Source organism: Actinomadura craniellae, from assembly GCF_003289645.1.
Lineage (GTDB): Bacteria > Actinomycetota > Actinomycetes > Streptosporangiales > Streptosporangiaceae > Actinomadura_D > Actinomadura_D craniellae.
In genome coordinates this window covers 37,849-55,816 of the sequence record NZ_QLYX01000005.1, presented here as the reverse complement: position 1 = coordinate 55,816, position 17,968 = coordinate 37,849, and the positions used below count along the sequence as shown (strand labels likewise).

Annotated in this window: 18 protein-coding genes; 10 read left to right on the top strand and 8 right to left on the bottom strand. The window is 72.7% G+C overall.

Translation table 11 applies throughout. From position 1 onward, the window contains the following. Positions 1 to 10: 10 nt before the first annotated feature. A complete protein-coding gene (locus tag DPM19_RS12440) occupies positions 11 to 532 on the top strand; it encodes a DUF4352 domain-containing protein (protein ID WP_111866554.1) in 522 nt (173 codons plus the stop codon). A 32-nt stretch (positions 533 to 564) separates the two neighbouring features. On the opposite strand, the gene DPM19_RS12435 is transcribed toward DPM19_RS12440, so the two are convergent. Both DPM19_RS12435 and DPM19_RS12430 read right to left on the bottom strand, forming a co-directional pair. After that, positions 565 to 2,394 (bottom strand): WD40 repeat domain-containing serine/threonine protein kinase, encoded by a 1,830-nt coding sequence (locus tag DPM19_RS12435; RefSeq protein WP_111866552.1) that lies wholly within the window; start codon positions 2,392 to 2,394, stop codon positions 565 to 567. A 36-nt stretch (positions 2,395 to 2,430) separates the two neighbouring features. Further along, a complete protein-coding gene (locus tag DPM19_RS12430; RefSeq protein WP_111866549.1) occupies positions 2,431 to 3,222 on the bottom strand; it encodes a DUF4397 domain-containing protein in 792 nt (263 codons plus the stop codon). Positions 3,223 to 3,401: 179 nt separating this feature from the next. Between DPM19_RS12430 and DPM19_RS12425 the strand changes: the two genes are divergently transcribed. Both DPM19_RS12425 and DPM19_RS35675 read left to right on the top strand, forming a co-directional pair. Beyond that, on the top strand, positions 3,402 to 4,040 hold the full coding sequence (locus DPM19_RS12425) for a LysE family translocator (RefSeq protein ID WP_111866546.1): 639 nt from the start codon (positions 3,402 to 3,404) through the stop codon (positions 4,038 to 4,040). A gap of 39 nt (positions 4,041 to 4,079) precedes the next feature. Then, positions 4,080 to 4,256 carry a hypothetical protein gene (locus DPM19_RS35675; protein ID WP_199485046.1) on the top strand — a complete coding sequence of 59 codons (177 nt, stop codon included), beginning with the start codon at positions 4,080 to 4,082 and terminating at the stop codon, positions 4,254 to 4,256. Positions 4,257 to 4,314: 58 nt separating this feature from the next. Here the strand turns inward: DPM19_RS35675 and DPM19_RS12420 are convergent, their stop codons facing one another. Together DPM19_RS12420 and DPM19_RS12415 are read right to left on the bottom strand one after the other, a co-directional pair. Then, entirely contained in the window at positions 4,315 to 5,043 is a 729-nt protein-coding gene (locus DPM19_RS12420; RefSeq protein ID WP_111866544.1) for a M15 family metallopeptidase, read from the bottom strand. Between the two features lie 49 nt (positions 5,044 to 5,092). After that, complete coding sequence (locus tag DPM19_RS12415) at positions 5,093 to 5,554, bottom strand: MarR family winged helix-turn-helix transcriptional regulator (RefSeq protein WP_111867432.1); 462 nt, start codon at positions 5,552 to 5,554, stop codon at positions 5,093 to 5,095. A 130-nt stretch (positions 5,555 to 5,684) separates the two neighbouring features. Between DPM19_RS12415 and DPM19_RS12410 the strand changes: the two genes are divergently transcribed. Then, positions 5,685 to 6,677: a pirin family protein gene (locus tag DPM19_RS12410; protein WP_111866541.1), complete on the top strand. Its 993-nt coding sequence runs from the start codon at positions 5,685 to 5,687 to the stop codon at positions 6,675 to 6,677. 247 nt (positions 6,678 to 6,924) lie between these two features. After that, on the top strand, positions 6,925 to 8,118 hold the full coding sequence (locus tag DPM19_RS12405; protein ID WP_111866539.1) for an ATP-binding protein: 1,194 nt from the start codon (positions 6,925 to 6,927) through the stop codon (positions 8,116 to 8,118). Positions 8,119 to 8,275: 157 nt separating this feature from the next. Here DPM19_RS12405 and DPM19_RS12400 read toward each other — a convergent pair whose 3' ends face one another. Together DPM19_RS12400 and DPM19_RS12395 are read right to left on the bottom strand one after the other, a co-directional pair. After that, positions 8,276 to 9,082: a MauE/DoxX family redox-associated membrane protein gene (locus DPM19_RS12400; RefSeq protein ID WP_111866537.1), complete on the bottom strand. Its 807-nt coding sequence runs from the start codon at positions 9,080 to 9,082 to the stop codon at positions 8,276 to 8,278. Then, a complete protein-coding gene (locus DPM19_RS12395) occupies positions 9,079 to 10,032 on the bottom strand; it encodes a hypothetical protein (RefSeq protein WP_233510081.1) in 954 nt (317 codons plus the stop codon). Before DPM19_RS12395 ends, DPM19_RS12400 begins: the two co-directional genes overlap by 4 nt. Positions 10,033 to 10,295: 263 nt before the next feature. Between DPM19_RS12395 and DPM19_RS12390 the strand changes: the two genes are divergently transcribed. Together DPM19_RS12390 and DPM19_RS12385 are read left to right on the top strand one after the other, a co-directional pair. Beyond that, a complete protein-coding gene (locus DPM19_RS12390) occupies positions 10,296 to 10,805 on the top strand; it encodes a SigE family RNA polymerase sigma factor (RefSeq protein WP_111866535.1) in 510 nt (169 codons plus the stop codon). A 132-nt stretch (positions 10,806 to 10,937) separates the two neighbouring features. Next, positions 10,938 to 12,395: an RNA polymerase sigma factor gene (locus tag DPM19_RS12385; protein WP_111866532.1), complete on the top strand. Its 1,458-nt coding sequence runs from the start codon at positions 10,938 to 10,940 to the stop codon at positions 12,393 to 12,395. Here DPM19_RS12385 and DPM19_RS12380 read toward each other — a convergent pair. Continuing rightward, positions 12,364 to 13,137 carry a MerR family transcriptional regulator gene (locus tag DPM19_RS12380; protein WP_111866529.1) on the bottom strand — a complete coding sequence of 258 codons (774 nt, stop codon included), beginning with the start codon at positions 13,135 to 13,137 and terminating at the stop codon, positions 12,364 to 12,366. The two genes, DPM19_RS12385 and DPM19_RS12380, sit on opposite strands and share 32 nt — an antisense overlap. Before the next feature lie 119 nt (positions 13,138 to 13,256). Here DPM19_RS12380 and DPM19_RS12375 point away from each other — a divergent pair, with 119 nt between their 5' ends. Next, positions 13,257 to 14,246, top strand: coding sequence for an adenylate/guanylate cyclase domain-containing protein (locus DPM19_RS12375; protein WP_233510073.1), 990 nt, complete (start codon positions 13,257 to 13,259; stop codon positions 14,244 to 14,246). Positions 14,247 to 14,248: 2 nt separating this feature from the next. Here the strand turns inward: DPM19_RS12375 and DPM19_RS12370 are convergent, their stop codons facing one another. Next, positions 14,249 to 15,196: a hypothetical protein gene (locus tag DPM19_RS12370; protein ID WP_111866524.1), complete on the bottom strand. Its 948-nt coding sequence runs from the start codon at positions 15,194 to 15,196 to the stop codon at positions 14,249 to 14,251. Between the two features lie 315 nt (positions 15,197 to 15,511). Between DPM19_RS12370 and fahA the strand changes: the two genes are divergently transcribed. After that, complete coding sequence (gene fahA / locus DPM19_RS12365) at positions 15,512 to 16,693, top strand: fumarylacetoacetase (RefSeq protein ID WP_111866521.1); 1,182 nt, start codon at positions 15,512 to 15,514, stop codon at positions 16,691 to 16,693. Between the two features lie 371 nt (positions 16,694 to 17,064). Then, positions 17,065 to 17,922 (top strand): trimeric intracellular cation channel family protein, encoded by an 858-nt coding sequence (locus DPM19_RS12360; protein WP_233510071.1) that lies wholly within the window; start codon positions 17,065 to 17,067, stop codon positions 17,920 to 17,922. The last annotated feature ends 46 nt before the right edge of the window (positions 17,923 to 17,968 follow it).

The window sequence follows — 17,968 nt, the reverse complement described above, 5'->3', positions numbered from 1 at the left end:
AGGCGCGCCCATGACCCTCGTCTGCATCGCCGCACTCGCCCTCGTCTCCGCTCTCGCCCTCACCGGCTGCCAGCCCGTCGCCGACAACGCCGCCGGGGGACAGTCCGGCAAGGCCACCACCAGGCCCGCCAAGAAGACCGCCGGGATCGGCGACAGGGTCAAGGACGGCAAGTTCACGTTCGTCGTCACCAAGGTCGCCGCCGGCCCCCGGCGGATCGGCGACCAGTACCTGGGCAAGACCGCGCAGGGCAAGTTCATCCTGGTGCACGTCACCGTCACCAACCACGGCGACGAGGCGCAGTCCTTCATGGGGGACGCGCAGAAGTTGCTGGCCGGCGGCAAGGAGTACTCCGCCGACAGCGAGGCCGGGATCTACCTGAAGTCCTCGCAGTCGCTGTACGAGGAGATCAACCCGGGCAACAGGGTGCGGGGCATCGTCGTGTTCGACGTACCGAAGCCGGTGGTGCCGAGCGTGATCCGGCTGCACGACTCGCCGTTCTCCGGCGGGGTGCGGGTCGACGTGAAGGAGTGAGCGGCGGCGCGCCGGGGCCGGACCGGCCCTGGTCAGCGCAGTGCCCAGAGGCGGACGGTGCGGTCGGTGGCGGCGCTGGCCAGGAGGCGGCCGTCGGAGCTGAGCGAGAGGCCGTAGACCACGTCGGTGTGCCCGGTGAGGGTCGCGACGGGCCGGTGGGTGACGGCGTTCCAGAGCATGATCCGGTCGCCGCCGGCGGCCACGATGTGCCGCCCGCCGGCGGCGACGGCGGTCAGCGTCCGGTCCGAGCCGGTCAGGGTGGCGGCCCGCCGTTCCCGGAGGTTCCACACCCGCACCGTCCCGTCGAACCCGGCCGCCGCCAGCGTCTCCCCGGTGGGGTCGAAGGCCAGCCCGGCCACCGTGGAGTCGACCCGGTCCAGCGTCGCGACCCGGCGGCGCGGCCCGGGCGGCAGCAGCCGGACGGCGGAGTCCCCGGCCACGGCCAGCGTCCCCTGGGGGCTGAACGCGGCGGTGTAGGAACTCTCGTCGGCGGCGCGCAGCGTCCTGGTCCACTTCCGGGTGCGGACGTCCCACAGCCGCACGCCGCCGCTCTCGGCGCAGGCCAGCACCCGGCCGTCGGGGCTGAAGGCGACGGTGCCCACCCGCTCGCCCAGGTCGATCACCGCGATCCGGCGCCGCCGGGGGACGTCCCACAGCAGCACCTTGCCGTCGTACCCGCCGGTGGCCAGGGTCCGGCCGTCGGGGCTGAACGCCGCGGCGAAGACGGTGTGCTCGTGCCCGGACAGCGTGGCGGTCGGGCGGCGCGCGGCGACGTCCCACAACCGGACGGTCCGGTCCTCGCCGCCGGCCGCCAGGGTCCGGCCGTCGGGGCTGAGCGCCACGGTGTAGAGCCGCACCCGGTCGGTGAGGACGCCCAGCGACCGCGGGCCGGGCATGGTCGTGCGCAGCGCGGAGCGCGCCGGCTCGTCGGACGCCAGCAGGGACCCGGGCAGCAGGCCGGCGGTGACCGCGGCGAGCACCCCGAGCGCGATCCGGCCGGGGCGCCGCGCCCGCCGGGGGGCCGGGACGGCCATGGGCGGGACGGGGCGTTCCAGGATCGCCGCGATCAGGGCGGCGGCCTGCGGGGCGGTGAGCCGGGCCGCCGCGTCCTTGCGCAGCAGCCCGGCGATGACGGGCGCGAGCGGCCCCGCGTGCGGCGCCTCGGGCGGCTCCTGCTCCAGCACGGCGTGCAGCACGGCGTTGGGGTTGCTGCCCGGGTAGGGGCGGCGGCCCTCCACGGCGAAGAACAGGGTGGTGCCCAGCGACCACAGGTCCGAGGCCGGGACGGCGGGCTCCCCGCGGGCCCGTTCGGGCGCGGTGTACGCGGGCGCCCCCATCATGAAGCCGGAGTGGGTGAGCGCGGGATCACCCTCGATGATTGCGATGCCGAAGTCGGTGAGCACCGCGCCCCGCTCGGCGATCAGCACGTTGGCGGGTTTGACGTCCCGGTGGATCACCCCGGCGGTGTGCGCGGCGTGCAGCGCGCCCAGGATGTCCAGCGCGATCTCGGCGGTGCGCAGCGGTGGTAGCGGCCCGTCAGTCCGGACGATGGAGTGCAGCGGGCGTCCCTCGATCAGTTCCATGATGATCCACGGGCCGCCGTCGTGCTCGACGACGTCGTGGACGGTGACGGCCGCGGGGTGGTCGATCCGGGCCGCCGACCGGGCCTCGCGCAGGCTCCGCCGGTGCCGTTCCTGCCGCTGGTCGGTGTGCAGGTAGGAGGGGAGGAAGAGTTCCTTGACGGCGACGTCGCGGTGGATGCGCTCGTCGCGGGCCCGCCAGACGACGCCGAAGCCGCCACGGCCGATCTCCGCGACGAGGCGGTACTGCCCCGCGATCAGTTGACCGGCCTCGTGGGTCATAGCGGAAGGATACGTTCGGAACGGCGCGGAATGCCGTTACCGGATTCCCTTCCCGGGGCGGACCCGGTACAGGAGCAGGGCGAGCAGGCCGAGTGCCACCACGCCCGCCAGCGGGGCGCCGCCCGCGGCACCGCCGGACCCGGCCGCGACCCCGCCGCGCGGCGGTTCCTCCTGACGGGGCGGCACGGTGTCGCGCAGGTGCAGCAGCCGGGGGCCGCCGGTGCCGTCGAGCACGACCACCGTGCCGAGCGAGCCGGGGGCGAGCCGCACGTCCGACGCGGCCGCCGTGCCGCGCACCCGCACCGTCGTGGTCCCGGCGGGCAGGGAGCGGTACGGGGTGGTGTCGGGGAAGCGCAGCCCGCGGGCGAGCATCCGGTCGCCGGCGACGACGTCCACGGCGGGCCGCTTGAGGGAGGCGGCGATCACCCGCAGCCCGGCGTTCCCGCCGGCCGGGCCGAAGGAGTCGTCGAGCACCTGCAGCCGCACGCTCTTGTAGGGGCCCATGCCCGCCACCGTGTAGGCGGCGCCGGACCGCACCCGCACGTCGGCCGACAGCACCGGCGGGCTGGACGCGGCGGCGTCGGCCGGCCGCATCGCCACCGTGTAGGCGCCGACCGGCAGCCGCTGGTACGGCGACGCGGCGCCGTAGCCGACGTGTTTCAGCACCAGCCGCGGTGACTTCCTGCCCTGCTCGTAGAGGTAGACGTCCACCGCCGGGGTGTCGGGCGACAGGTGGGCGAGCCGCACGTGCCCGGGGTCGGCGAGGGCGAGCGGCGCCGCTCCCAGCGACAGCGTCGCGGCGGTGAGGGCGGCGAGGACGACCGACATGGGGGTGCCTTCCCAGCGGCGGTGGCGGACAGGGTGCGCCCAATTCCAGCATGATCCGGGGAATTCCGCCCACGAAATGAAAGAGGGGACACGGCCAATGGCATGATCGCCAGGTCGGGAAATTCGGGGCCGACGGATATCGGGTGACAGATCGTGCCGAAAGGCATAGCCTCCGGCTCATGCCGACGCTCTCGACGCTCGCCCTGTACACCGTGGCGGCCACGCTCATCCTGATCATCCCCGGCCCGGCGGTGGTCTACATCGTGTCGCAGGGGGTCCGGCACGGGCCGCGGGCCGCGGCGACGGCGGTGGCCGGGGTGCACGCCGGGACGCTGGTGCAGGTGGCCGCGGCGGCGGCCGGGCTGTCGTGGCTGCTGGCGTCGTCCGCGCTGGCGTTCACCGTGGTCAAGTACGCCGGCGCCGCCTACCTGATCTACCTCGGGGTCAGGGCGCTGCTCAGCCGGGCCGAGCCGGCGCCCGAACTGCCGGCCGGCGGCCGGTCGGCGCGGCGGCTGTTCGGCGAGGGCCTGATGGTGAACGTCCTCAACCCCAAGCTGGCGCTGTTCTTCCTGGCGTTCCTGCCGCAGTTCGTCGATCCGGCGCGCGGGTCCGTCCCGCTGCAGGTCGTGGTGCTGGGGCTGGTCTTCGTGGTGCTCGGGTGCTGCACGGACGGCGCGTACGCGCTGCTCTCCGGAGCGGTCGGCCCGTGGCTGCGGCGCGGGGGCCGCCTGCTGAAGGGCGAGCGGTATGTCGTCGGGGGCACTTTCATCGGGCTCGGCGTGCTGACCGCGCTGACCCCCGCTCGGGCACAACAGTGACTTTCGGGACAAAAAAGATCATCGGTTACAGTCTGCGCCATGTCTGAGAAAGAGAAGGATCCGTCCGCGACAACTCACCAATTCCAGGCCTTCGCGAACCGCCAGCCGGCCGAGCCGGTGCAGACCCCGCGAGGCAACACCGGCCTGATCCTCGGCGTGACCGCGGTGGCGGCCGTCATCGTGCTCGCGGTGATCGGCTACCTGATGGTCGGCTGACCTCCCGGCCCGACCCGCCCGACGGAGACCGGCCCGCTCCCGGCGGACCCCGCGCCGGTCACCGCCCGGACGACGAGAAGTGCTGGTAGTCCTTGGTGCCGCTCCACGTGCCGCCCCAGTTCCAGCCGATGGACGCGAACGCGCGCACCACCTTGTCGCCGGGCTTGATCAGGGCCGGGTGGTCGAGGTTGCGGTTGCGGTACTTCACGCAGTGCTTGTGCGCCACGTACCCGGACGCCGTCACGTACGGGTTCTGGCAGGGGTTGATGTCGACGGCCAGCCCGTAGGCGTGCTGTGACCAGTTCCCCGAGCCGGTGGCCTGGCGGCAGTTGAACGCCGAGGTGTTGTTGGCCTCGATCGAGTCGAAGTCGCTGCCCTTGTAGACGTCGACCGGCTCCATCCGCTGGATCGGATACCGCTGCTCGTACAGCCGCCGGAACACCTTGACCAGGTCGCCGGCGGAGCCGGCGTTCACCACCAGGTGCCCGGTATGCGGCTTCTTGTCGAAACCCCAGTACGTCATCTCGATCCGGCGCAGGCTGGACAGCGGGACGGGGCAGCCCGGCCGCCAGGAGTACCGCAGCATCGACCGCGAGACGTTCTCGATCTTCGAGGTGAACTCGGCCGGCCGCTGGGCGGAGGTCGGGGTCGGCGGTGCCCCGGCGGACGTGGGCGGGGCCGTCGGCGGCGACTCGGTGCGGGTGGTACCGCCCTCACCGCCGCATCCGGCCGCCGTGACCAGGACGGCCGCGGTCAGCACCGTGCCAAACAGCGTTGTCGCAGACACCCTTTCAGCATGGCACGGTCACCGGAGTGCTGTGACCTGCGACACCCTGTCAGCGCACCTCGCCGATCCGGCGGGTCACCGCGGTGAAGGCGCGGCCGATCGCCTCCAGGTCGGCGGGGTCGATCACGTCGATGAAGAAGTCGCGGGCGACCTCCACGTGGTCGACGGCGGCGCGCTGGAGGGCGCTGTACCCCTCGTCGGTGAGGTGGGCGTAGACCCCGCGCTTGTCGCCGGGGCAGGTGGCGCGGCGGACCAGGCCCTTGCTTTCCAGCCGGGAGCAGGTGTGGGAGAGGCGGCTGCGCGACTGGCTGGCGGACTCGGCCAGTTCGGCCATCCGCAGGCGCATCTCCGGAGCCTCGGAGAGGCGCACCAGGATCTCGTACTCCGACTCGGAGAGGCCGTGCTTGGCCTTGAGATCGCGGTCCATCAGGTCGTGCAGCCGGACGCTGCCTTCCACGAAGGCCCTCCAGTGGCGCTGCTGGGAGGAGTCGAGCCAGCGTGGTTCCTTCATGGCCCCCAGCATAGTTCACATGTTGAACATTCAACTACCTTGAAACGTGCAGTTCAGGAGCAAGCGGAATAGTTTAACTTTAAACCATGTTGCGTCCGGAGACAGTCGCACCACCCATAGGAGGCCCCCGATGCCCGCCGTGACCGCGGACACCCTGACCCTGCCCCGCCTGCCCCGGCTCGCGCCGGACGCCCGCCCCCGCCGCGTCGCCCGGGTCGTCACCGCCGAACGCCACCTGGAGGGCGAGGGCTTCCAGGTACGTCGCCCCTTCCCCGCCGCCGACCTCCCGCTGGCCGACCCCTTCCTGATGCTCGACCACATGGGCGCGGTGGAGTACGCCCCAGGCGAGGCGAAAGGTACCCCCTGGCACCCGCACCGCGGCTTCGAGACCGTCACCTACGTCATCGACGGCGCCTTCCAGCACCAGGACACCACCGGCGGAGGCGGCCTGATCGCCGACGGCGCCACCCAGTGGATGACCGCCGGGGCGGGCATCCAGCACATCGAGCAGCCCACACCCGAGCTGGTGGCCAAGGGCGGCCTCTTCCACGGCGTCCAGCTCTGGGTGAACCTGCCCCGCTCGGCCAAGTGGAACCCGGCCCGCTACCAGGACATCGAGGCGCGCGACGTGGTCCTGCTGGCCGGTGACGACGGCGCCTCCCTGGTCCGCCTCATCGCCGGGTCGCTGGCCGGGTACGAGGGGCCGGGCGTGACGCACACGCCCATCACCTACCTGCACGCGACGGTCGCCCCCGGCGCCCGGCTCGACCTGCCCTGGCCGGCCGACTTCAACGCGCTGGTGTACGTGCTCTCCGGCCGCGGCGTCGTGGGCGCCGAGGAGCGCCCGCTGGACGAGGGGCAGCTGGCGGTCTTCGGCGGCAACGGCGCGGCGCTGACCCTGCGGGCCGGGGACGTCCAGCCCCTGGCGAGCAAGCAGGGCTGGGAGGTGCTGGTCCTGGGCGGGCGGCCGATCCGGGAGCCGATCGCCCGGTACGGGCCCTTCGTCATGAACACGCGCGAAGAGATCGTCCAGGCGTTCGAGGACTTCCAGGCCGGCCGGATGGGCACCGTCCCGGCCGAGCGGATGCCGCACCGTTCCGGGGTCGACGAGCAGGTGGGCTGACCTTCCGGACCGGGATCCCGGCGGCGGGGGAGGGGGCCGCCGGGATTCCTTCGAAGAAACTTTCGACTCCGAGCTGACGCGCCCCGCCGGTGCCCGCTAGTGTGTTCGAATCATCGAACACCGGTTCGAGGTGAGGGGGTGGCCGGTGACGCTCGTACTGGAGGCCCGCCGCCCTCGTGCGACACGCCGTACGACTTTCTATCCAAATCTACGGCCACAGCTATATCAGCTCATACAGTCCGAGAGCGTGGACCCCGTGCGGAATCCCTACGCCCCCGGCGCCGGCCAGCGTCCGCCCGAGCTCGCCGGCCGCGACCGCGAGCTGCAGCAGTTCGAGGTGGTGCTGGAGCGGGTCGCCCGCGGCCGGCCCGAGCGCAGCATGATCCTCACCGGGCTGCGCGGGGTGGGCAAGACCGTGCTGCTCAACACCTTCCGGTCGATGGCGATCCAGCGGCTGTGGGGCACCGGCAAGATCGAGGCCCGGCCCGAGCAGTCCATCCGGCGGCCGGTCGCCGCCGCCCTGCACATGGCCGTGCGCGAGCTCGCCCCCCGGCACCGGGCGCCCGACCGCATCGAGGGCTTCCTGGGCGTGCTCAAGGCGTTCGCCCAGGCCGGTGAGGAGCCGGGCGGCAAGGGGCGGAGCCGGGTGCACCGCTGGCAGCCCGGCATCGACGTGCCCGCCGCGCGCGGGCGCGCCGACTCCGGCGACCTGGAGATCGACCTGACCGAGCTGTTCGTCGACGCGGCCTCGGTCGCCACCGACCTCGGGGTGGGCATCGGCCTGTTCGTCGACGAGATGCAGGACATCCCGGCCGACGACGTCTCCGCGCTCTGCGCCGCCTGCCACGAGCTGTCGCAGAGTGGCGGGCCGCTGATCGTGGTGGGGGCCGGGCTGCCGCACCTGCCCGCGGTGCTGTCGGCGAGCAAGTCCTACTCCGAGCGGCTGTTCCGGTACGCCCGGATCGACCGGCTCGACCGCGGCTCCGCTGACCAGGCCCTGCTCGCCCCCGCCGAGCGCGAAGAGGTCACCTTCACCCAGGACGCCCTCGACGCGCTGTACGAGGCCGCCGACGGCTACCCCTACTTCGTGCAGGCGTACGGCAAGGTGGCGTGGGACGTCGCCCCCGGTTCACCGATCACCGCCGACGACATCAAGGTCGCCGCCCCCGAGGCCGAGAGCGAGCTGGCGGTGGGCTTCTTCGGCAGCCGCTACGAGCGCGCCACCCCGGCCGAACGCGACTACATGCGCGCGATGGCCGCCCTCGGCGACGAGCCGGTCCCGACCTCGGCGGTCGCCGACGAGCTGGGGCGCAAGCCCTCCAGCCTCTCCCCGGCCCGGGACGGCCTGATCAAGAAGGGCCTGATCTACAGCGCCGAACGCGGCCTGGTCGCCTTCACCGTGCCCCATTTCGGGAAGTTCCTCCGCGCCCAGCCCACCTGACCCCAGCCCGAGCACAGGAAGATCTACAGCTTTCTACGGTGAGCACTAGATATTCGTAGATTCACCAAGGTTCGTTCATCGCGCTCTCTACCGAAATCTAGCCCTGCTCCGAGAAAGCCGTAGATTCCCGCAGACGGCCCGCGGCCAGGCCCCGCGGTCAGGCGAGGACGGGACGGAAGGGGGTGGGGCCGGAGTCCTCGGTCTCGGATTCCACGAGGGCGACGCGAACGGCGCGGTGGCGCTGCTCGGTGGAGACGGCGAAGACGATCTCCAGCTCCTCGTCACCGATCCGGGCCGGGTAGGCGAGCAGCCGCCAGCAGCCCTCGCGCCACACGTCCACCGGTTCGGTCGAACGCAGCGCGGAGCGGTGCTCACGCCAGTCGGAACTGGCGTGCAGCGTCTGGTAGGTCTCCGCCAGCGGGCTGGGCCGCGCCTCGCACGGCACGATCGCGCGGTACCGGTCCAGCAGCGCCCCGAGTTCCGGCGAGAGCATGACCAGCAGCGCCAGTTCGGTCGCCACCAGCAACCCGGTCATCGCCGGTGCGCCGGCCGCGATCGCCAGGCCGTCACCGGAGGCGTGCAACGAAGCGATCGCCGCGACCGTGCACCCCGCCGCCCGCAGCAGGCCGCGCCGGCCGACCCGGGCCGTGCTCAACCCGCCGAAGCACCCGCAGCCGGCGTCCGGGCGGCGGTTCAGCAACTCGCCGACCACCCAGGTCGCCGCGGCGAACCACGCCGCCACCGCGATCCGCACCGCCGGATGGGCGGAGACCAGCAGGGCCAGGCCCAGCCCGCCCTCGGCCAGCGCCACCGCGACGGCCAGCCGGCGGTTCCGCCGCAATTTCAGCAGCCATTCGTCGCCCGCCGGGGCGGGCTCCTCGCGGACGACCAGTTTGGCCGCGCACGCGGTGAGCAGCACGGCGGTGAGGAAGAGCACCTGGGCGCCGGACACGATCTCGATCACCGGCTCACCTCCAGGGTCACGTTGAAGCACCCGGTGTCCAGGTCGCCGCCCAGGTCCGCGTAGTCGGCGGGGCTCAGCTCGACGAGCCTGCCGCGCGGGGACGTGCCGCACTCGACGCAGCGGTCGCAGAACCGGGCGGCGACGCACCCGCACTGGACCACCGGTACGGCGGCGGCGCGCTCGGTGCAGGAGTTGCGGACGATGAGGTCGTGGCCCAGCGACAGGTAGGGCAGCGCGACACATCCCGCCCGGGCGTCCGGGCAGCCGCCGGAGTCCCCCTCGGGGTCGACGGCGGGGTAGGCGGCGCCGCGCCGGTGGCCGAGGTCGGACCAGGTGGCGGTGCCGTGCAGTGGTCCGGCCGCCTGCACCGTGGCGGCCGGGTGCCAGGGCTGCGCGGTGCCCGGCCGGGCGGCGAGCGTTCCGTCGGGTGAGCGGGTGCCGATCACGTCGATCAGGTGTCCGGGCTCCAGTTGGGGGTGCCGGACGAGTACCCGTTCCAGCGCCTGGCGGGGGAGGAGCACCTGGGTGTGCGCGCGGTGCGGACCGGCGTCCACCTCGATGGCGTCCTGGCCACGGCTGAGGATGGTGCCGGTGACCCGGGTGATGTCCACCCAGATCCGGTCCACCCCGGGGCCGTCGTCGCGGGGCCGCACGATGGCCTCGCGGCCGGGTCGCAGTGCCTCCAGCCCGGTCCGGCCGCCGTACCAGACCCTGGTGTCCGGGGTCAGCTCCAGCCGTATCTCGTCCGTGCCGCTCTGCAGCACCAGCCGGTGCCGGTCGGCGCCAAGGATGATCCCGGTGCACGACCGCAGTGGGGGCAGCGCGGGGCCGGGCGCCCGGAACGGGCCGAGGACGGCCTGCCGGTGGCGGCGCCGGGACCGGATCAGCCGCGCGGGCGGCGGGCCGGCCGCACCCCCGCGGGACGGTCCGGACCGGCGGGACATCGGCATGGGAACTCCCGTGGTCATGGGTGTAAGGACGACTGTCAGCAGCGTGGCCCGCCTGCGCCCCGGCTGTCGACGTATATGTGGCAATAAGTCAGAGATACCTGGGGCGGTTTATGTACTTGGTACATGATTCGACTACTCGGTTGACCCGAATATCGCATTTATGTTGGGCCTGAATTACGATCTTCGTGCGATCGTCGGACCCATGGCGCCTCCGACAACGCACGGCGCCGGGTAACCCTCAATCCCCTGGGGTCGGTGGTCATGTGAGCCAGGCACCGCACGACGAGTTCCGTGACTACGTGGCGGCCCGCCGCCCCGCCCTGCTCCGGGCGGCGATGATACTCACCGGTGACCGGGTCGAGGCCGAGGACCTACTCCAGGCCGCGCTCGCCAACACCTACCGGGCCTGGGGCCGGATCAAGGACCGCACCGCCATGGACGGCTACGTCCGCCGCGCCATGGTCAACACCCAGATCTCGTGGTGGCGGCGGCGCAAGTTCGAGATCTACCCCACCGACGAACTGCCCGACCAGCCCGTTGACGACCACACCCGGCGCAGCGAGATGCACGACGCGCTCGGCCGCGCGCTCGCCCGGCTACCCGAACGGCAACGCGCCGCGGTGATCCTGCGCTACTACGAGGACATGTCCGAAACGGAGATCGCCGAGGTGCTCGGCGTGAGCGTCGGCACCGTGAAGAGCACGGTCTCCCGGGCGGTGGCCAAGCTCCGCGACGATGACGCTCTCGATCTGGACTTCCCTGATACACCCTGAATCAGCGTGATATTCGCCGTTGCGTAGCTGATTCCAGCGTCCGGACCCGGGTCTTCTACCGGAGATGGGGCACAGGGCCGCTACCATCGACATCTCGTCCAATTCCTGACCCTTCGGTGCCGGGAGCCCCGCATGCCTAGGTGGTCACCGCTGGATCCGGAGATCGACCGGCGGTTCGTCCAGGATCTGAACGAGGGCGGCGAGGAAGCCCTGGCCGCCCTCTACGACCGGTACGCCGAACGGCTCTACGACTACTGCCTGACCCTGACCTGGGAGTCCAAGGCAGCAGCCGATCTCGTGCACGACACGTTCATCGACGCGTACCGCCGGGCGCCCCGGATGCGCGACCGCACGCAGTTGCGGGCCTGGCTGTACGGCGCGGCCCGCCGGCGCTGCCTGCAACGCGGCCGGGCCCGCGGCCTGTACTGGGACTGGATGGACCAGCCCGGTGTCGTGATCGACTCCGAGACCGGGCTCACCGTGCCCGGGCTGAGCGAGCTGTTCGAATCGGCACTGTCCCGGCTCGACTTCGCCGACCAGGAGGTGCTGCTGCTGGCGCTCCGGCACGGCCTGTCCGGCCTCGGCCTCGCCGCCGTGCTGGGGGTTCCCGCCCGGCGGGCGGCCACCCGGCTGGCCCAGGCCCGCGCCCGGGGCGAGGCGGTGGTGGCGGAGGAGGCGCAGGCCCTGTCGCGGCAGTGCGCGGACCGGGCGATCGTCCGGGCGCGGGAACCCGCCGAGGCCGGGGCGGAGATGGACGCCTTCGAGGCCGACGAGCACGGCGAGAACTGCCTCGACTGCCGGCGCCGGGCCCGGGTGGCGATCGGCCCGCTCTACGCGCTGGCCCCGGCGCCCGTGCTGCCGGTGGCGCTGCGGCACCGGGTGCTGCACACCGCCACCGATCCCGAACTGGCCGGCCACCGGGCCGACATCGCCGCCCGGGGCGGTGGCCTGACCCCCGACGGCATGCCGCACCAGCCGGACGTGCCCTCGCACACCGCCCGGCGCTGGCTGTTCGCGGGGGGCGGCGCGGCCGGTGCCCTGGTCACCGCGCTGGTGGCGGTGCTGGTGATGGGCCCCGGCATCACGGTGGCGCCGAACCTCGAATGGCCCTTCCAGCCCCAGCCGCGCCCGACCGCGAGCCCGGCGGCCCCCGACACCGAGGAGCCGGTCGCCCTCCCGCCGGGTGGCGCACCCCCGGCGGGCGGCCGGCCCGGTGACGCGGGCCCGCCCGGGCCGCGGAACGAGGAGCCCACCCCGGCCCCCGGCCGGGGGCCGCAGACGCCGGTGCCGCCGCGGCCGGGCCAGCTGGTCGTGGGCCCGGATGTGCTGACGCTGCGGCCGGGGCAGTCCGTCGGGCACCTGACGCTGACCGCGGTCCAGGGGCCGGTGCTGTGGAACGCCACGTCGTCCTCGGTACTGGTGTCGCTGTCGGAGTCGACCGGTACCGTCCCGCTCGGCAGCGAGGTGAAGGTCGACGTGAAGCTGGCCCGCGGGCTGCTCCGGCTGCCCGGGGAGGCGACGGTGACGTTCGCCGCCGAGACCGGGGCCGAGCAGCAGATCAAGGTGACCTGGGGGCTGTCCCTGTTGTGAGGCCGCGCAGGTGCTCCAGGACCTGCTCCAGCTGGTCGCCCAGGGCGTGCTGGATCTGGGTCTCCATGGCCCGGGCGATGAACGGTTCGACGGCCATCTGCACCAGCGGGCGCATCCGCCGCACCACCGCGGCGCGCTCGCTGATGTCGGCGTCGTCCAGTTCGGGGTTCAGCAGGTCGAACACGTGCGTCCGGACGAGCTGGACGAAGCGGCCGGCGATCATTTCGCAGTCCCGCCGGATCTCCTCGGCGATGTCGAGCACCGCGGGCAGCGGGACCCCCGCCGCCACCAGTTCCGCGCCGACGTGCAGCAACCGCGGGCTGGGCACCTTGAACCGGTCGCCTGCGGGCTCCAGCAGGCCGAGCTCGACGGCGCGCTCGATCGCACCGGGGATCTCGGTCTCGGCGACGCCGCCGAAGGAGCCGATCAGTTCCTCGCGGGTCACGTAGCCGGGGATCTCGTCGGACCAGGGGTCGGTGAGGACCTTCTCCATGCCGAGCACTTCGCTGACGTCCCGGCCCTGCTCCCAGGCGGCGAGCAGATCCTTGATCACGGCGAAGGTGTAGCCGCGGCCCAGCAGCTTGCCGATCAGCCGGAGCCGGGCGAGGTGGGAGTCGTCGTAGTAGCCGACCCGGCCGGCCAGCCGCGGGGGAGGCAGCAGGCCGCGGTCCTGGTACGCGCGGATGTTGCGCACGGTCGTCCCGGCCACCTGCGCCAACTCGTCGATTCGGTATTCGGCCATGCCACCCAACTCGTCGGATCGTTCGAGCCCGGACCAGCCAGATCTTACGATGCCATTGTTACATTGGTTGATGGCCCATAGGATGATGGTCAATTCGGCTCGGTGCGGGGAGGTCGCTGGTGTCCACATCCGACCAGGACGTGGTGGAGATCCTGCTGGGCGGCCCGCCCCGCCACACCCGCGCCGAGGTCGAGCAGCTGTCGGGCATCTCGCAGGAATTCGGGCTGCGCATCTGGCGGGCCCTCGGCTTCCCCGCACCAGGCGAGGACGAGATCGCCTTCACCGACCACGACGTCGAGGCGCTGCGCGAGATCCGGGAACTGCTGGGCAGCGACCTGATCGACGAGGAGATGGTGCTCACCCTGTCCCGCGCCGTGGGCACCACCATGGGACGGCTGGCGAACTGGCTGGGCGGGGTCTGGCTGCAACGGATGGCCGAGGCCGTCCCGGACGGCGAACCGGTCGACGAGACCCTGGTCGCCGCGGCCCTCACCGCCACCGCCGAGCTGCGCCCCTCCTTCGAACGGCTGCTGATGCACGGCTGGCGCAGGCAACTCGCCGCGGCCGGGCTGCGGACGATGTCCACCGCCGCCGCGGCGACCGCCGACCCGGGCGCCGGCACCGCGCTGCTCACGGTGGGCTTCGCCGACGTGGTCTCCTTCACCCGGCTCAGCCGCCAGATGGACGGCGACGAACTCGCCGGCTTCGTGGAACGGTTCGAGGCGGTCGCCGCGGAGATCATCGCCGAGCTGGGCGGGCGGCTGGTGAAGACGCTCGGCGACGAGGTGCTGTTCACCGCGGACGACCCCGCGCGGGCCGCCGAGATCGGGTTGCTGATCGCCGAACGCTGCGACGCCGACGCCGCCTTCCCCCGGGTCAGGGTCGGCCTGGCCTACGGCGAGGTCATCCTCCGGCTCGGCGACGTGTTCGGCACCCCGGTCAACCTGGCCGCCCGGCTCACCGCGATCGCCTACTCGGGGTCGGTGCTGGTCGACTCCGCCCTGGCGCTGACCCTGGCGAACACGGCGCCGTACGCCACCTCCGGGTTGCGTCCCCGCCACCTCCAGGGGCTGGGGAAAGTCCGTCCCTACACCCTGCGGCGCGGCTGACCTCAGTCCCGGTGCAGCCTGGCACAGGCCTCGGGGAGCGGCAGGACGGGCAGCCGGGCCGGCAGCGCCGGGCCGCCGGGCGGGACGGTGACCGCCCCGTCCTCCGCGACCTCCACCGGCGGGTACGCGCCGGGGGTCAGGGCGACGATCGTGGCCTGCCGGACATCGGCCAGGTCGGCGCCGTCACCGCTGGTGATGACGAGACGGTACGGGCCGGGAGTCTCCAGGTAGGAGCGCGTCTGCGCCGGCCCGGCCGTGATCACCAGATAGGGGAACCGGTCTTCGGCCTCCGGGCCCGCTTCGAGCAGGTGCTCGGCGTCGGCCTGGTCGATGATGACCTCGATGTGCTCGTCGGTGCGGACGAGCGCGTCGATCACCATGTGGCGGGCGGCGTCCTCGCCTCCCGGGCCGGCCAGCACGAGGCCGGGCAGTGCATGCAAATCCATCACAGATGAGTCCTCGTGGTCGGCGGGGCGCAGCAGGCCGAGCCGGCGACGCCCGACGAACGCCGTCCCGGCGAACAGCAGGAACAGCGCGGGCAGGCCGCCGCCCAGCAGCCAGGGCATCCCGGTCCGCCGCGGCGCCACCTCGGCCGGGGCCGGCGAAGGCAGGTCCGGGCCGGTCCGGTCCTCCTCCCGTGCGGTCCGCCGGACGGATTCGGCCTGGACGGTCCAGTCCGGCTCCGCCCAGGTCCGCCGGACGCTTTCCCGCTGGGCCGGCTCGTGCCGTGGTTCCGCCTTCCGGACGGGCTTCGCGGGGCGCGCCGTCCGCGGGTCGCCGGGCAGGGGCCGTTCCGCGACCCACCCGGCGGTGCGGTCCGGCACGACGCCGTGCAGCACGTCCTCGCAGAGGGCCGTGCCGCTCAGGATCCGCAGGGAGGACCGGCACGGGTTCTCGGCGGCGGACGCCGGGCCCTGGAACAGGGCCGTGCCCAGCACGGTCCCCGCCACGACTGAGCCGAGCCTTCTTCGCCGAACCGATCGATCCGTGTCCCGGCCGCCGAGTTCCGCCACGGCGGACCACCTCCCCCGAAGAGACCTGTACCGATGGGCCGATGCAACCAGTCACCGACCGGCCCGGTCCGGCGCTCGCCGCGGGATTTGTCGATCCCTGAGAGTGCGCATAACCGCACGTGCCCCCACCGGCCTCGCGGGGAGGTACCGATCGGGAGGCACCGCGGGTCCCGGTCCGCGTCCGGTTCCCGCCCTGCGGCATCATCGACCGTCGGCGCCGCCCCGGCCGCCGGCGGAGAAGGGAACCCGTACATGGCCGTGATCGACATCCCCGAGGGGTCGCTCTTCGGGCTCGCCAACCTGCCCTACGGCGTGTTCTCCACCCCGGGGACCGCGCCCCGGGTCGGCGTTCGCGTCGCGGACTCCGTCGTGGACCTGGCCGTCGCCCTGGGCGACGAGGTGTTCGCCCGCCCCGCGCTCAACGCCTTCATGGCGCAGGGGCCCGAGCGCTGGGCGCAGGTACGGGAGCGGATCGCCGAACTGGTCTCGGCCGGAGTGCCCGACGCCGCGGTGCACCCGGTCGGCGAGGTGCGGTTGCACCTGCCCGTGGAGGTCGCCGACTACGTGGACTTCTACGCGTCCGAGCACCACGCCACCAACCTCGGCCGGATCTTCCGCCCTGACGCCGCGCCGCTGCTGCCCAACTGGAAGCACCTGCCGGTCGGCTACCACGGCCGCGCCGGCACGGTCGTGGTGTCGGGGACGGACATCGTGCGCCCCCTCGGCCAGCGGCGGCCGGCCGACGGTGCGGGCGGGCCCGGCTTCGGCCCGTCCCGCAAGCTCGACATCGAGGCAGAACTGGGGTTCGTCGTCGGTGTCGGCTCGCCCCTGGGCACCCAGGTGACCTGCGAGGAGTTCCCCGAGCGGGTGTTCGGTGCGGTGCTCGTCAACGACTGGTCGGCCCGCGACATCCAGGCCTGGGAGTACGCGCCGCTGGGCCCCTTCCTCGGCAAGAGCTTCGCCACGTCCGTCGCGCCGTGGGTCGTCCCGCTCCCCGCGCTGGCGGCGGCCCGGGTGAACACCCCCGTCCAGGACCCGGAACCGCTGCCCTACCTGCGGGAACACCAGCCGTGGGGGCTGGACGTGGACCTTTCCGTCGGATGGAACGGCCAGGAGGTGGCCCGGCCGCCGTACCGGCAGATGTACTGGTCGCCCGCGCAGATGCTCGCCCACATGACCGTCAACGGCGCCGCGACCCGCACCGGCGACCTCTACGCCTCGGGCACGATCTCCGGACCCGAGCGGGACCAGCGCGGCGCGTTCATCGAACTGACCTGGGACGGCCGGGAACCGGTCACGGTGAACGGGAACGAGCGCACCTTCCTGCTCGACGGCGACGAGGTCGCGATCTCGGCCACCGCACCCGGCACGGGCGGCGGCCGGATCGGCTTCGGCGAGGTACGTGGCCGCATCGTCCCGGCGCCGGGACGATGAGCCCGACAGGGAGGACGGAAGGGCAATTCGGCTGCCCTTTCGGAACGGGCTCCTGTGCCGTTGCCCAGACCCGCAAGTGATCCGGTGTGAATCCGGATCGCGTCCTTGGTGAGGTGGGACGTCATCCGATTCGGGGCGTTCGAGGAATGCCGCCAGCGGATTCATGGAGTCGCCTATCCTGGCTGTTCAGAGGCTTTTCTGGGCCGGCGTCCATCGGAAATCCACCGTTCCCGGCATGGGCGTCCCGATGTACGGTGTCAGATCCTCCTGTGCACAATTAAGGGTGCGATCAGCGCCAGGTCGTAACGGCCTTGGAGCGCAGACCGGCTGCTGCGGTGCGTCGAAAGCAGGGAGCCATGCCGATAAGTACGTTGAGTGACGTCGTTCTCTATTCGATGGACCTGCTGGGCATTTTCGCGTTCGCCCTTTCAGGTGCGTTCCTCGCCGTCCGCAAGGACTTCGACATCTTCGGGACGATCATCATGGCCGAGGCGGCGGGCCTGGGCGGAGGCCTGTTCCGGGACCTGGTCATCGGGGTCACACCGGTCGCCTTCACCGACCTCGGCTACCACCTGGTGCCCGTCACCGCGGCCCTGGCCGTCTTCTTCAGCTCCCGCATCCACCGCCACGACCGGTTGCCCGAGGTGGTCGACCTGCTGGACGTGGCGGCCCTGGGCCTCTTCAGCGTCACCGGGACGATCAAGGCGCTCACCCACGGCTTCGGCCTGACCGCGGCCATCCCGCTGGGCATGGCCGGAGCCGTGGGCGGCGGGGTGCTGAGCAGCGTGCTCGCGGCCGAGGTCCCGGCCCTGCTGCGGTGGAGCCGCGACCTCTACATCCTGCCCGCCCTGGTGGGCGCGAGCCTGGTGGCCGTGCTCGACGCCCTCGGGGCGCTGAACGCCTTCACCGCCGTGGTCACCGCCATGTTCGCCATCGGCCTGCGGCTACTCGGCCTGCACTACGGCTGGCACACACCCCGCGCGTTCGTCTGGCGCAACCCCTTCGCGGGCATGCGCGAGCAACCACCGCCACCCGGCCACGACCACCCGACCGTGCCCCTGCAGAGCCACCCGCCGGTCAGCGCCCGCGAAACCCTCCGCGACGTGCCCGTCGCCGGGCACACCCCCGCCGGCATCCTCGCCCCGGCTCCGCCCACCCCCTGGTACGGCCCTCGACCGGGTGCCGTCGAGGGCGGACCTGGACGGCTTCTGGGCCCTCCGCCCCGCTGAGCGGGGACAGGCGCACCCTATCCGGGACCAGGCACACCGCCGCTGA

Coding starts and splice junctions, on each gene's coding strand:
- DPM19_RS12410 (WP_111866541.1), top strand. CDS start 5,685: ATGCCCGCCGTGACCGCGGACACCCTGACCCTGCCCCGCCTGCCCCGG.
- DPM19_RS12380 (WP_111866529.1), bottom strand. CDS start 13,137: ATGGCCGAATACCGAATCGACGAGTTGGCGCAGGTGGCCGGGACGACC.
- fahA (WP_111866521.1), top strand. CDS start 15,512: ATGGCCGTGATCGACATCCCCGAGGGGTCGCTCTTCGGGCTCGCCAAC.
- DPM19_RS12440 (WP_111866554.1), top strand. CDS start 11: ATGACCCTCGTCTGCATCGCCGCACTCGCCCTCGTCTCCGCTCTCGCC.
- DPM19_RS12395 (WP_233510081.1), bottom strand. CDS start 10,032: ATGCCGATGTCCCGCCGGTCCGGACCGTCCCGCGGGGGTGCGGCCGGC.
- DPM19_RS12385 (WP_111866532.1), top strand. CDS start 10,938: ATGCCTAGGTGGTCACCGCTGGATCCGGAGATCGACCGGCGGTTCGTC.
- DPM19_RS35675 (WP_199485046.1), top strand. CDS start 4,080: ATGTCTGAGAAAGAGAAGGATCCGTCCGCGACAACTCACCAATTCCAG.
- DPM19_RS12425 (WP_111866546.1), top strand. CDS start 3,402: ATGCCGACGCTCTCGACGCTCGCCCTGTACACCGTGGCGGCCACGCTC.
- DPM19_RS12435 (WP_111866552.1), bottom strand. CDS start 2,394: ATGACCCACGAGGCCGGTCAACTGATCGCGGGGCAGTACCGCCTCGTC.
- DPM19_RS12430 (WP_111866549.1), bottom strand. CDS start 3,222: ATGTCGGTCGTCCTCGCCGCCCTCACCGCCGCGACGCTGTCGCTGGGA.
- DPM19_RS12415 (WP_111867432.1), bottom strand. CDS start 5,554: ATGAAGGAACCACGCTGGCTCGACTCCTCCCAGCAGCGCCACTGGAGG.